At 49.8% G+C, this 12,609-nt stretch carries 15 protein-coding genes and 1 rRNA gene; 1 reads left to right on the forward strand and 15 read right to left on the reverse strand.

Features of this window, described 5'->3' with window-relative positions; all coding sequences use genetic code 11:
* Positions 1-101, reverse strand: a 16S ribosomal RNA gene (locus EFBL_RS06705); the annotation flags it as partial.
* 460 nt (positions 102-561) lie between these two features.
* Positions 562-801: a hypothetical protein gene (locus EFBL_RS06710; RefSeq protein ID WP_096181372.1), complete on the reverse strand. Its 240-nt coding sequence runs from the start codon at positions 799-801 to the stop codon at positions 562-564.
* A gap of 176 nt (positions 802-977) precedes the next feature.
* Here EFBL_RS06710 and EFBL_RS06715 point away from each other — a divergent pair, with 176 nt between their 5' ends.
* A complete protein-coding gene (locus EFBL_RS06715; RefSeq protein WP_096181373.1) occupies positions 978-1,592 on the forward strand; it encodes a superoxide dismutase in 615 nt (204 codons plus the stop codon).
* 293 nt (positions 1,593-1,885) lie between these two features.
* Here the strand turns inward: EFBL_RS06715 and prfB are convergent.
* The 13 genes from prfB to EFBL_RS06780 all read right to left on the reverse strand — a co-directional run bounded on the left by prfB (position 1,886) and on the right by EFBL_RS06780 (position 12,007).
* Positions 1,886-3,017, reverse strand: a protein-coding gene (gene prfB, locus EFBL_RS06720) for a peptide chain release factor 2 (RefSeq protein ID WP_096181374.1) whose coding sequence is annotated in 2 segments (ribosomal slippage) — positions 1,886-2,935 and positions 2,937-3,017 — 1,131 coding nt in all. Because the reading frame shifts where the segments join, the coding sequence is not laid out codon by codon here.
* A gap of 91 nt (positions 3,018-3,108) precedes the next feature.
* Positions 3,109-5,484: a preprotein translocase subunit SecA gene (gene secA, locus EFBL_RS06725; RefSeq protein WP_172899661.1), complete on the reverse strand. Its 2,376-nt coding sequence runs from the start codon at positions 5,482-5,484 to the stop codon at positions 3,109-3,111.
* Positions 5,485-5,631: 147 nt separating this feature from the next.
* Positions 5,632-5,910: a hypothetical protein gene (locus tag EFBL_RS06730; protein WP_131927821.1), complete on the reverse strand. Its 279-nt coding sequence runs from the start codon at positions 5,908-5,910 to the stop codon at positions 5,632-5,634.
* 158 nt (positions 5,911-6,068) lie between these two features.
* Entirely contained in the window at positions 6,069-6,617 is a 549-nt protein-coding gene (hpf, locus tag EFBL_RS06735) for a ribosome hibernation-promoting factor, HPF/YfiA family (protein WP_096181376.1), read from the reverse strand.
* A 227-nt stretch (positions 6,618-6,844) separates the two neighbouring features.
* A complete protein-coding gene (locus EFBL_RS06740) occupies positions 6,845-7,567 on the reverse strand; it encodes an amino acid ABC transporter ATP-binding protein (protein WP_096181377.1) in 723 nt (240 codons plus the stop codon).
* The gene (locus EFBL_RS06745; protein ID WP_096181378.1) at positions 7,560-8,315 is read right to left on the reverse strand and encodes an amino acid ABC transporter permease; all 756 of its coding nucleotides are present in this window, start codon (positions 8,313-8,315) and stop codon (positions 7,560-7,562) included. The genes EFBL_RS06740 and EFBL_RS06745 overlap by 8 nt, the downstream gene beginning before the upstream one ends.
* 136 nt (positions 8,316-8,451) lie before the next feature.
* Complete coding sequence (locus EFBL_RS06750) at positions 8,452-9,267, reverse strand: basic amino acid ABC transporter substrate-binding protein (protein ID WP_207907633.1); 816 nt, start codon at positions 9,265-9,267, stop codon at positions 8,452-8,454.
* A 182-nt stretch (positions 9,268-9,449) separates the two neighbouring features.
* Positions 9,450-9,629 carry a hypothetical protein gene (locus EFBL_RS06755; RefSeq protein WP_096181380.1) on the reverse strand — a complete coding sequence of 60 codons (180 nt, stop codon included), beginning with the start codon at positions 9,627-9,629 and terminating at the stop codon, positions 9,450-9,452.
* A 199-nt stretch (positions 9,630-9,828) separates the two neighbouring features.
* On the reverse strand, positions 9,829-10,053 hold the full coding sequence (locus tag EFBL_RS06760) for a hypothetical protein (protein WP_165912759.1): 225 nt from the start codon (positions 10,051-10,053) through the stop codon (positions 9,829-9,831).
* Between the two features lie 168 nt (positions 10,054-10,221).
* A complete protein-coding gene (locus tag EFBL_RS06765; protein WP_165912760.1) occupies positions 10,222-10,368 on the reverse strand; it encodes a hypothetical protein in 147 nt (48 codons plus the stop codon).
* 383 nt (positions 10,369-10,751) lie between these two features.
* Positions 10,752-11,072: a hypothetical protein gene (locus EFBL_RS06770; protein ID WP_096181383.1), complete on the reverse strand. Its 321-nt coding sequence runs from the start codon at positions 11,070-11,072 to the stop codon at positions 10,752-10,754.
* A gap of 6 nt (positions 11,073-11,078) precedes the next feature.
* Positions 11,079-11,333: a hypothetical protein gene (locus EFBL_RS06775; RefSeq protein ID WP_096181384.1), complete on the reverse strand. Its 255-nt coding sequence runs from the start codon at positions 11,331-11,333 to the stop codon at positions 11,079-11,081.
* Between the two features lie 338 nt (positions 11,334-11,671).
* On the reverse strand, positions 11,672-12,007 hold the full coding sequence (locus tag EFBL_RS06780; protein WP_096181385.1) for a flagellin hook IN motif-containing protein: 336 nt from the start codon (positions 12,005-12,007) through the stop codon (positions 11,672-11,674).
* Positions 12,008-12,609: the final 602 nt, after the last annotated feature.

The following is a 12,609-nucleotide window of genomic DNA, read 5'->3' on the forward strand; positions in this document are numbered from 1 at the left end:
GCTGCCATCCTCAGAGCAAGCTCTGAATCAAGCCGCGCGACTTGCATGTATTAGGCACGCCGCCAGCGTTCGTCCTGAGCCAGGATCAAACTCTCAAAATCAGTCGATGCTTTCGCCTCGCCTTCAGGGGCGGGGCAGCCGCATCGTATTCAAAGAATCAATCGTGGCTCCCTACACGATTCAGTTTTCAAAGAACGACTTGGCCCTTCAGGGCCTTAGCGTTACTTGTGCCCCTTGGGTGCAAAGAACGAATAACTCGCTTCATTTGGCGTCGCTCTCTCGCGGCGACAAAAGCTATCTTATCACATCCGGCCCATCCATTTCAACTGGTATTTTCAGTTTTGCGGAAACTTTTCGTAAGATATATTTCCGTGACCCCTGAATGTGATTTTCGTTATCCTCCGCGCAGCCTTTTTTCGGACCATCTCGCGGCGACAAGTGATATAATATCACGCCGCCAGCAAGAACTCAACGGATATTACCTGACAAATCAAGACGAATTGTAACTTCATCAGAAATCATTACAAAATATTTTCAGATTGGTACGGAAATCTCCGGTTTTCATCGCCCTTGTTCCCATTCTTCACCGGCAAGAATCTCATTCACAAAATCCACGCGAACCACTTCAGATTCAAGCAACTCTCTCAGATACTTAGTATCGGCCATTCGCAATCGAACGTTGTATTTTTTCTGGTACTTTTCTTTGAACTCGTCGTTTGCCATTAACTCTTTAAACCAATCGGACGAGAACAACTCCTGCTCCAACCTTTTACGTTCAGACAGATCTGAGAACCAAGACAAATTCCCCACCTCACCGCAAAAAAAATCGTTTCTTCTTCTAAGGTACCCCGATTCCTGTATAATGAACCAAACTGAACATATAATTGTAAGTGTGCCTACATTGCATTTTCAGGTAAATTACGGTAGGCTAATAACATAGAAATATTCTAATCTAAATCCTGTGGGAGGGACATTCAATGGCACATCAATTACCTGCACTTCCTTATGACAAGGCGGCACTGGAACCGCACATCGATGCTGCGACAATGGAAATTCACCACGGCAGACATCATGCTACATACGTCAACAACCTGAACGCAGCACTTGAGAAATACCCGGAACTGCAAGACAAAAGCCTTGAAGACCTGCTCCGTGGCATTAACAGCATCCCGGAAGACATTCGCGGTGCAGTTCGCAACAATGGCGGCGGCCACCACAATCACTCCCTGTTCTGGGAAATTCTGAGCCCCAATGGCGGCGGCCAACCGTCTGGCGCACTGGCAGATGCCATTAACGGCAAGTTTGGCAGTTTCGATGCCTTCAAGGAAGAATTCAAGAAGGCCGCACTGGGCCGTTTCGGAAGCGGATGGGCATGGCTTGTCGTCAACAAGAACGGTGAATTGGCCCTTTACTCGACCGCCAACCAGGACAGCCCGCTGATGGAAGGCGATACCCCGATTTTCGGTCTCGATGTATGGGAACATGCCTATTACCTTAAGTATCAGAACAAGCGTCCCGATTATGTGGATGCATTCTGGAACGTTGTGAACTGGGACGAAGTCAACAAGCGTTACCAGGCAGCACGCGGCTAATCAAAGCTTGCATCTCGGATAATCAATAACGGATTCTCAGCACCTTATTGATCAATAGTCGGGGTCTGTTTACTGAATAACGGATCGGGAAGTGCTTAATACCCGTCAACCTGATTGTGAGGTTGTCCAAGAGGGGCCTATAAGAGCATGTAAACCCTTTATTCGTAAAATGGGCATTTGTCATCACAAAATAACAACCTCTTAATCCGTTAAGTTGTAGACCCAAGACCGCCCCCAAAAATCGATGGCCCCTCACCAGGTAACCCTGGTGAGGGGCTTTATTCTTTGGAATCCTATTCTTCGCCAGCGGTCTTTTTCCCGACTTGCTGCCGCAAATAGGCGTCAATGAAAGAATCAAGGGCTCCGTCCACAACTGCATGGACATTTCCTACTTCTTCACCCGTCCGGTGATCCTTCACCAAGGAGTAGGGATGGAACACATAGGATCGGATCTGGCTGCCCCATGCAATATCACGTTGTTCCCCGCGTAATTCCGCAAGTTCCTTTTCCCGTTCTTCCAACTGCCGTTCGTACAACTTGGAAGCAAGAATCTTCATGGCTGCGGCCCGGTTCTTGATCTGGGACCGTTCGCTTTGGCAAGTCACCACGATACCCGTCGGAATGTGAGTAATCCTTACGGCAGAGTCGGTGGTATTCACGTGCTGTCCGCCCGCTCCTGAGGACCGGTACGTGTCCACCTTCAGGTCGACTTCCCGAATATCAACATCGACATTTTCGTCCATCTCGGGCATCACATCGACTGATGCAAAGGATGTATGGCGCCGTCCCGATGCGTCAAACGGTGAGATCCGGACAAGCCGGTGAACCCCTCGTTCCGCTTTTAAATAGCCGTAGGCGTTATATCCTTTAATCAACAGGGTTACGCTTTTGATTCCCGCCTCTTCGCCAGGGAGGTAGTCAAGGGTTTCCACTTTATACCCCTTGTCCTCCGCCCAGCGGGTATACATCCGCAGCAGAATCGATGCCCAATCTTGCGACTCGGTCCCTCCGGCACCCGGGTGGATTTCCAGAATCGCATTGTTCTTGTCATAAGGCTCACTCAGCAGGAGCTGCAGCTCGAAATCAGACATCTCTCTGCTCAGCTTCTCCGCCCCCTGCTCCACCTCGTCAAAGAGGCTCTCTTCCCCTTCTTCCCGGGCCAGTTCGAGCATCACTTCCAGATCTTCCTGTTGGCCGGACAGTTTCTCCATCTGTTCCACAAGGGTTTTCAGCGCATTGGATTCGCTGATTACCTTTTGTGCGGCATCCTGGTCATCCCAGAACAAAGGGTCTGCCATCTGCTCTTCCAACTCCGAGATTCGGGACTTTTTACCGGGGAGGTCAAAGAGACCTCCCGATTTCAGCCAAACGCTTGGCCGTATTTTGCAATTCCTGCTTCAATTCTCCTGGAGTTTTCGTTGCCAAGTTCTTCCCACCTTACTAAACTTTCTTTTTTCAGAGGTCCCCACGGTTCCCATTCTTTGCTTCGTGGAATCAAGTCACATTGTGGGGGGAGTTACGCATTTTGCGGAGCATGTTCCGCTACTTGAATGTTTGCTTTGAACACATACAGCACCACTTCTTCGCGAATGCTGTGAATCATTGCGTCAAACATCTGATACCCTTCAAACTTGTACTCCACCAGCGGGTCACGCTGCCCGTAGGCCCGCAGGTGAATCCCCTGACGGAGCTGATCCATCGCGTCGATATGGTCCATCCATTTGGAGTCCACTGTACGCAGCAGGACAATTTTTTCAAATTCGCGCATGAACGCCCCCAATTGCTGCTCACGTTCCGCATATTCCTGCATCGCCAGTTCCAGTACGTACTCCAGAAGTTCCTCCCGGTCTGCCCGGCGTTCCAGTTCTTCGATACGGGTCTTCCCTGGGGACAGGTAATGATGCTGCGCATATTCCAGCAGCCCTTTGAGATCCCAATCCTCAGGAACCGCTTCTTCGGGACAGTACGTATCAAGGGTGTACTTGACCAGATCCTCCACCATGCCTTTGACAGTCTCGGACAGGTCATCGCGCTCGAGAATCTCGCGGCGCTGCTTGTACATGACCTCCCGTTGCTGGTTCATCACATCATCATATTTGAGGACGTGCTTCCGGATGTCAAAGTTGTTGCCTTCCACTTTCTTTTGCGCACTTTCAATGGCGCGGGTCACCATGCGCGCTTCGATCGGCTGGTCTTCTTCAAGACCGAGCTTTTCCATGACTCCCATGATGTTCTCCGAGCCGAACAGACGCATCAGATCGTCTTCAAGCGACAGGAAAAACTGGGAGGAACCCGGATCCCCCTGGCGACCGGAGCGGCCCCGCAACTGGTTGTCGATCCGGCGGCTTTCATGGCGCTCTGTACCGATAATATGCAAACCGCCAAGTTCTGCTACGCCTTCGCCGAGAATAATGTCCGTACCGCGGCCCGCCATGTTGGTCGCAATGGTTACGGCACCCCGCTGCCCGGCAAGCGCCACGATTTGCGCTTCCTTCTCATGATGCTTCGCGTTCAGCACTTGATGGGGGATTCCCCGTTTCTTCAAGAGATCTGACAGGTACTCCGATTTCTCGATCGATGTGGTGCCGACGAGTACAGGCTGCCCTTTTGCATGCCGCTGGACAATCTCTTCCACAACGGCGTTAAACTTGCCGCGCACATTCTTGTATACAACGTCCTGCATGTCGATCCGCTGATTGGGCCGGTTGGTGGGGATGACCACCACATCCATGCCGTAGATGGAACGAAACTCTTCTTCTTCCGTCTTGGCGGTACCGGTCATACCGGACAGCTTCTTGTACATCCGGAAATAATTTTGCAGGGTGATGGTTGCCAGTGTCTTGCTTTCATGCTGGATCTTTACGCCTTCTTTGGCCTCAATCGCCTGATGCAATCCTTCACTGTAACGGCGGCCCTGCATCATACGACCGGTGAACTCGTCCACAATGATGACTTCTCCGTCTTTCACCACGTAGTCTTTGTCCCGCTTCATCAGATGGTGCGCTTTCAAAGCCTGGGTGATGTGATGGTGAATCGTGACGTTCTCCGGATCAAACAGATTTTGGATTCCGAAAAATCGTTCCGCTTTATGGGCACCCTTCTCCGTCAACACGACAGACCGTGCTTTTTCGTCAATGGTATAGTCGGACTCCCCACGCAGACTGGATACGAAAATATTGGCCCGCACGTAGAGTTCGGCCGATTTTTCCGCTTGTCCCGAAATGATCAGCGGGGTCCTTGCTTCGTCAATCAGGATGGAGTCGACTTCGTCAACGATGGCAAAATGTAGCGGACGCTGAACCATCTGGTCAAGAGACATGGTCATATTGTCACGAAGGTAGTCAAAACCAAACTCGTTGTTGGTTCCGTAAGTAATGTCACAAGCATATGCCTGCTGCTTCTCGACAGAGTCCATGCCGTGAATGTTCAGTCCCACGGTCAGGCCGAGAAAACGGTGCACCTGCCCCATCTCCTCCGCATCACGGCGGGCCAGGTAATCGTTGACAGTGACGATGTGAACCCCATTTCCGGTCAGACCATTCAGGTAGGAAGGCAATGTCGCAACCAGCGTCTTCCCTTCCCCTGTACGCATCTCGGCGATCCGCCCCTGATGCAGGACGATACCGCCGAGCAGCTGCACATCGTAGTGGCGTTTGCCCAGCACCCGCTTGCCTGCTTCCCGGACAACAGCGAATGCTTCCGGCAACAGGTCGTCAAGCGATTCGCCATTTGCCAGACGTCCCTTGAACTCCACCGTCTTGGCGGCAAGTTGTTCATCGGACAGGGCAGCCACCGATGGCTCCAGACCGTTGATTACGTCAACCACTTTATATAATCTTTTGATTTCCCGTTCGTTTGAATCCCCAACGAGCTTTTTCAGGAGGCCCAACATTCTGTTGTTCCACTCCTCTCCAAATTTGAATCTGTTTTGCTTGTTCATTGCTTATAGTACGCCTTCTAGTATACCATCGTTTTGTCAAGTTTCAAAAAGAAAAAAAAGGCGACGGGATTCGCCACCTTAATGCCTGGTTGCCCTGTTTTACTGAAGCTGCCGGGTTGGGGCAGATTTTGACTCCTGATCTCCGCGGATCAGACCGAGGACAATTGCCGTTGCGATCACCAATCCCCAGACGCCGGAGTAGAAGTGAAACATCGTCACCAGCACAACAGCCACAATCAGTTCCAATAGCCAAGGATGAATGTGATACGACTTGCGGACATTCCAATAGAGAATGTGGGAAACTTTAAGCAGCAGAAGAAAAACTACAACCTGGGCCAATCCGGCCAGAAACCCCATGGCGGTCACCTCCTGCTTCATCCTATGCACTTCCGTTTGGGCTGGTGTCACCAAAAAACCCGAAGAAATCACAAAGGGCCGACCCTCAGGCCGACCCTAGACTTCATATTTCTTTTTCCGGGGCCCCCGCAAAGTACTCGGTGTTTCTACAACGCTTAGCGTCACTTTGTGGGGTGGTTTTAGAACTCAGGTTCAATCAACCCGTAGTTTCCGTCATGCCGTTTGTAGACCACGTTCACTTCTTCGGTTTCCGCATTGGCGAATACATAGAAGTCATGGCCCAGAAGATCCATCTGCATCACGGCTTCCTCCGGAGTCATCGGTTTGAAGGCAAACTTCTTCACCCTCACAATCCGGCCTTCTTCCGCCTCTTCTACAGCCACGGGGGCAGGCGCTCCGTTCTCAACGAACAGGGTGCGGATTCCTTCTTCACGGAAACGGCGGTTTAACTTGGTTTTATGCTTGCGGATTTGCCGTTCAAGCTTCTCGGCAACCAGGTCGATGGAAGCGTACATGTCGGAGGAACGCTCCTCCGCCCGAATAAGAATGCCATTAATCGGCATGGTCACTTCCACATTATGCGAATCACGCACAACTGACAGGGTCACTTGCACGCTTTGTACGGGAGGTGTATCGAAGTACTTAACCAGTCGTCCAATCTTTTTGTCCACATAGTCGCGCAAAGCTTCGGTGATGTTGAGATGATCCCCACGCAATTGGATTTTCATGAGGTACTCCTCCTTCCCTTTCTGTATAATACTTATTCGATTGCAATGCGAAAAAACCTCCCCCGTTCCCGAAATTTCATAATTCCCTCATACGTTCTTAACCTTTTTCACAAACCCTTGAAACAGTCGGATATATTCTTGCCACTTTCAGTTTAGCCTAACAGAAAAAGAAAAAGACCCCGGGAAATCTTCCGGGGCAAAAATTTGGCGAAAATTCTTATGTGAAATTATAGGACTTTGCTGAGAAACTCACGCGTACGGTCATTTTGCGGGTTGGCAAAAATTTGCTGCGGCGTGCCCGCTTCCATGATGATTCCCTGATCCATGAAAAACACCCGGTCGCCCACTTCACGGGCAAAGCCCATCTCATGCGTCACAACCACCATGGTCATTCCTTCTTGAGCCAGGGATTTCATGACATCCAACACTTCGCCGACCATTTCCGGGTCGAGCGCGGATGTAGGCTCGTCAAACAGCATGATCTTCGGCTGCATGGCCAGGGCGCGCGCAATCGCCACACGCTGCTGCTGACCGCCTGACAGAGAGTTCGGGTAAGCATCCGCCTTCTCCGACAAGCCTACCTTCGCCAATAGCTGACGGGCCCTTTTCTCCGCTTCCTCCATAGATACCTTGCGGACCTTCATCGGCGCCAGCATGATATTTTGCAGTACGGTCATGTGGGGGAACAGATTGAAACGCTGGAACACCATCCCTACTTCTTCCCGTACGTGATTGATGTTGGTCTTGCGGTCAGTGATGTTGTGGCCGTTTACGATAACGTCACCCGAAGTGATCTCTTCCAGGGCGTTCAAACAGCGGAGAAAGGTACTTTTCCCGGATCCGGAGGGTCCGATGACGCAAACCACTTCCCGCTCCTTGATTTCACAGGTGACGCCTTTCAGGACTTCATTCTTGCCAAAATACTTATGCAAATCGGTAACCTTAATCACCCTTGCCGTACCTCCTTTCCAGCCATTCCACAAGGATCGACAACCCGAGGGTCATCACCAGATACATCAAGGAAATCGTCAAGTAAGGCTCCCACACACGGGTTGTCGTTCCGAAGGCAGAACGGGCCATATAGGCCAATTCTGCCAGACCGATGGCGGAAACCAGCGAGGAGTCTTTCAGCAGCATGATGGCTTCATTGCCTAGCGGCGGCAACATGCGGCGAAACGCCTGGGGAACAATTACATAACGCATCGTTTGCCCGTAAGTCAACCCAAGGGAACGGGCCGCTTCCGTCTGCCCGCGATCGATCGATTGAATGCCCGCCCGGAAGATTTCCGCGATATAGGCACCGGAGTTAAGCGTCAGCGCCACGACACCGGAGATAAACACACCTGAGAAGATGCCCTCTTCCGAAAGTTTGATTTGCCGGGCAAGGTCTCCGGAGATCAACAATCCGTCAGCAGGATGGATCAAAATCGGCATAAGCCCAAAGTGGACGATCAGGATCTGAACGAACAAGGGGGTTCCCCGAAAGAACGTAATGTAAAGAACCGCCGGCCAGCGCACAAAAATCATCAACAAATACTTCGTCAAACCGTGTTTGGCTTCCGCCAAGCGCCCTATCCCCGCAAACAGTCCAAGCAGGGTCCCCAATAATACGGCGATGACGGTAACTTGGAGTGTCATCTTCGCCCCGTCCAAATACATGGGCATATATTCAACGATGATATCCCAACGAACATTCATTTGTTTCCTACCCACCTTTGTTCAGAAAAATCAGCTATGAATACGAACCTACTATAGCACACGAAACTGCCCATGTGCCAGATTGCCACAAAAAACAGGCGGGTTGTCACCGCCTGTTTTCTTAATTTCACGACTCTTACTTGCCGAAGTACTTGTCGTAAATTTTTTGATAGGTGCCGTCTTCTTTCACTTTCTTCAGACCGGCGTTGATCTTGTCAAGTACTTCTTTGTTGCCTTTCTTAACGGCAATGCCGTAGAACTCTTTTTCAAAGGAAGCGTCTTCTACAGTCTTGAAGCCTTTGTCGGAGTTATTCTTCACGTAGTTGATAACAACCCCGTTGTCAGCCACAACTGCTTCCACGCCGCCGTTCACCATTTCTTTCAGCGCCAGCGGAGTGCTTTCGAAACGCTTGATGTCCTTGCTGTCTTTGCCGAGCAGTTTGGATACCACATCATCCCCGGTGGTACCGGTCTGCACGCCGACTTTCTTGCCCTTCAGGTCCTCAAACTTCGCAATTTTGGAATCCTTCGGAACAGCGATCAACTGCTTCGCTTCAAAGTACGGCTCGGAGAAATCCATTTCTTTCTTACGCTCTTCGGTGATGGTGATCGCGGAGATCAGGATGTCACGGTCTCCGTTCTTGAGAGAGGTGAAGATCCCTTCCCACGGAGTGTTGACAAACTTCACCTTGAAACCGCCTTTTTCAGCTACAGCAGTGAGCAGTTCGATATCGAAACCCACGATTTCCTTTTTGTCGTTTTCCGACTCAAACGGAGCATAAGCTGCGTCCGTTCCTACAATGTATTCCTTCACTTGCGGAGCCGGGGTGGAAGTGCCGCCACCCTGGGACGGAGCCGGTGCAGGAGCCGGAGTCTTGCTGGCGCCGCAGCCTGCTAATGCTGTACCAAGCAAAAGCGTCGCGGCCAAAGTCAGTAAACCTTTCTTTTTCATAAATGACATTCCCCCTTCGTTTGTTGCAAAAATTCACTCTTTTATTATCTAGCAAAATTAGTGAATTTGTATACAGAAATTAATATACATGGGAGCGGATAAAGATGCAAGGGATAATATAGTTACAAAAAATTACACTCTCAACTGGTGTTCCGGAACTTGTAGGAACAGATGGGGAGCTTTCAGGAAATTGTGTTTCTTAGGTTCTTCGATTGTTTTGTTGCTTCCCGTCTGGCCTGCGAGGGAGTTTGAAGAAGCTGCAGAATACGCCCCCGGTCAAATTCCAGGTTTTTCGAAACCACTTCCGTCAGAGTGGCAAGAAGCAGCTTCGTCTTGATAAACCCGATCATTTCCTTCGCCATATCGGCACTCTCAATCCGTGACCTCCTTTCCGTCGCATTGTAGATTTCGTTGGTGAGGCTTGCATACCGGTGCTCTAGTGTATTTGGGATGCCACGTATTTGGACCTCTCTGCGGAAACCTTTTCGATCCCCTGATCGATCAGGGACAGCGTATTGGCGTCCGTTATCTGCAGGTCCTCAATTCCCAAAGCTTTCACACTTACGTTGGATAGGGCAATATCTTATAACTGCAAGTTGAACTGCCACCCGCTTGAAAGACCAACTCGGCATGCAACGACAATTCAGTCTCTTCTGTCTCCTCAATCGTATTGGATACCACTGCCAGTCCAATTTCAAGCAACTCCACTCTTGCCTGGGACGTTCCGTTTTGAGACAACAAGGTTACGATGTTTGCAGAATTCGAATGAGCCTGTCCATCAATCATGTAAAGTGCATCCTGAGCCGATTGCAGCAGCTTGGCAAACTGACCTGAACTGTTGAGTATGCCCAATTCTTGCAAAATGGCGGAGGTTAATTCGATTGGACACAATATTGGTTCCTAGTCCTACAAGTTCAATGTCGGCCATCAAGACGCCATTCTGATCTTTCAAAGTCACCAGTTGGCGGAGTTCATGAAATCGATGCCATCAACCAAATATTTGGCATCTTGGGCTGCTTTGACCACATTGGAAAATTGGCCCGAGTCGTTTACGACCTCCAGTTCTTTCAAAGGCCCACGGGAAACTTTATTGGACGCCAAGGCGGTTCCCATCCCCTTCAGCGTCACGGTTGCTAAATTGTTTCCGTTGGAATCCTTAAGGGTTACATTGTTGGATGAACCGTTGAAATTGCTCCCATCCACAGAATACTGAGCGTCTGTGCCGTTTGAATCAGGTGGGCAAACTGCCCGGAAGCTGCAAGAACTCCGATGTTTTGCAGAACTGCGTTTGTTAATTTGTTGGAAACTATTGAGGTCCCCAGACTTGTAAGAGTCACTTTTACATGATTAATGCTACCGTTATCTGTCAACACGCCAATATTTTAAATGACCGAGTTGGTCGCTGTGTTGGATATCGTTGTGATCCCGCTCCCAACCAGATTGATGGTTGCCAGATTCATCCCGTTGACATCTTTCAACGTTACTTAATTCCCGCCGCTGGTGTGATTCGTTCCGTCAACCTTATACCGGGCATCCTGTACCTGTTTCAACACATTCCTATAATCACCAGAACTGGTCAGCACTCGGAGATTTTGCATGACAGACTTAATGGCCCGATTCGACACCATAGTCGTTCCTGTTCCGGTAAGAGTGATTGTGGCATGATCGGTACCGCCTTCCGCCAATGTTACCTGATTGGTGCTGCTGGTTACGGAAACGCCATCGACCGTGTACTTGGCGTCTTTCGCCGCCTTCACAAGCTTTGCAAATTGCCCCGAGCCGTCAATAGCCCCAAGGTTTTGCAAAACCGCTTATGTAGTCGAATTGGACACGACACGGGTTCCTGTTGCCGTCAAAGTTACGGTCGCATGGTTTTCACCATTTTCCGTTAGCGTTACCGTGTTGGACCCGCTGGTGAAGGCAGCCCCATCAACAGTATATCTGGCGTCTTGTGTTGCTTGGAGTACTTTTACATACCGGCCGCCATTGTTCAGAATTCCAAGATTCTGCATGACGGCATCACTGGTTTTGTCATGCTTGACTGTGCTTGTACCTGTCCCGACCAACTTGACATCTGCAAGTTTCTTGCCTTTGGAGTCTGTTAACAGAACATCATTTGTTCCACTGTAGTAGATGGTCGTTTTGCCGCCCTCAGTAACATGGTAAACAGCATCCCTGGCTGCAGTCCCTCCATGAAATTGCTAATGAGATCCGGATCCAGGTCGATCTTGCCCCAGCACCGGAAGTGTTGGATGTCAATACCAGCTGGCTCCCCCAGAAATAAGGCTGAACAGACGCAGTTACCCCTTAGTTGCCGGCATTAATCTTGTCTTTCACATCATAAGTGAGTCCGTTTCGGAAAGCGACAGTTGCTTTCCGTTCAACATTTAGTCGCCACCCCAGTTCAAATCGTTATTGGCACCCCGGAGCCACCAGGTTCGGATCTGGTGAGTGGTTGCCGTTTATCAACCTTAACGTCGACGCTCCATTTCATGTTGAAGTGAGCGGTGATCGGCTGAACCATGTTCGTGTTGGTAGACAGAAGAGTTTTCCCGTTCTGACTGACATCTTGTACCGTGAAAGCACCGGCTGCACCTGTAGTATTTGAGACCAATTGCAATTGGAACCCGGCCCCATTTTGCACAACGGAAGCTGTGACACCCGCGTTACCCCCGTTAATCATATTGGCAATATCTTGCAGAGTATGATTGTCGTCAACCGTGAAATTCTTGCCGTTAATTTAAGAAAGTTCCGCTTTGATCCAACGCGGTTGTTATACTGGACTAGATGGAGGATCCGACCTGCAACTCCTGGGCCAATTGGGACACTTCCACCAACCGGCTTCAGTTCGTATTTATTGGAAATAAGAGTCTCCGTGCCACTCCCGTATTGGAAGAGAAGAAGTTGTTGGCGTTGTTCGTCAGATCCCGGACTGTAAATACCCCGGCTGTTCCTGAAGTCCGGATGTCAATTGGAACTGATAAGAGGAGCCGTTTAAAACAATAGACGCAGCAACACCAATGTTGCTTCCGTTGATCATACCCACAATATCATGCAACGAGTGATTGGCCGTGACCGTAAACGTGGTTTCGTTGATCACGAAAGATCCAGTCTGGTTGAGACATGCTTTCGCTTCCCATCCCCCAAGGAGTATCGACGAGCATAATAAGGTACTCTCCTATTATCATATTAATAGAAAATATTTACAATTAAACTATATAAATGTAGTTGTTCTGTGATATTATCACCGTAAGCGTAAAATAGTCCCCACCTTGTGAGAAAATGGGGACCCCATGTAAGCTATTTTTGAAATATACGACATGTTAGAGGCAACGCCTCTGA

The sequence above is a fragment of the Effusibacillus lacus genome, from assembly GCF_002335525.1.
GTDB classification, from domain to species: domain Bacteria; phylum Bacillota; class Bacilli; order Tumebacillales; family Effusibacillaceae; genus Effusibacillus; species Effusibacillus lacus.

What these genes read in the sequence shown, in the direction of transcription:
- EFBL_RS06715 (WP_096181373.1), top strand. Translation starts at nt 978, where the DNA reads ATGGCACATCAATTACCTGCACTTCCTTATGACAAGGCGGCACTGGAA.
- secA (WP_172899661.1), bottom strand. Translation starts at nt 5,484, where the DNA reads ATGTTGGGCCTCCTGAAAAAGCTCGTTGGGGATTCAAACGAACGGGAA.
- EFBL_RS06730 (WP_131927821.1), bottom strand. Translation starts at nt 5,910, where the DNA reads ATGAAGCAGGAGGTGACCGCCATGGGGTTTCTGGCCGGATTGGCCCAG.
- hpf (WP_096181376.1), bottom strand. Translation starts at nt 6,617, where the DNA reads ATGAAAATCCAATTGCGTGGGGATCATCTCAACATCACCGAAGCTTTG.
- EFBL_RS06745 (WP_096181378.1), bottom strand. Translation starts at nt 8,315, where the DNA reads ATGAATGTTCGTTGGGATATCATCGTTGAATATATGCCCATGTATTTG.
- EFBL_RS06750 (WP_207907633.1), bottom strand. Translation starts at nt 9,267, where the DNA reads ATGAAAAAGAAAGGTTTACTGACTTTGGCCGCGACGCTTTTGCTTGGT.
- EFBL_RS06755 (WP_096181380.1), bottom strand. Translation starts at nt 9,629, where the DNA reads ATGGCGAAGGAAATGATCGGGTTTATCAAGACGAAGCTGCTTCTTGCC.
- EFBL_RS06760 (WP_165912759.1), bottom strand. Translation starts at nt 10,053, where the DNA reads ATGATTGATGGACAGGCTCATTCGAATTCTGCAAACATCGTAACCTTG.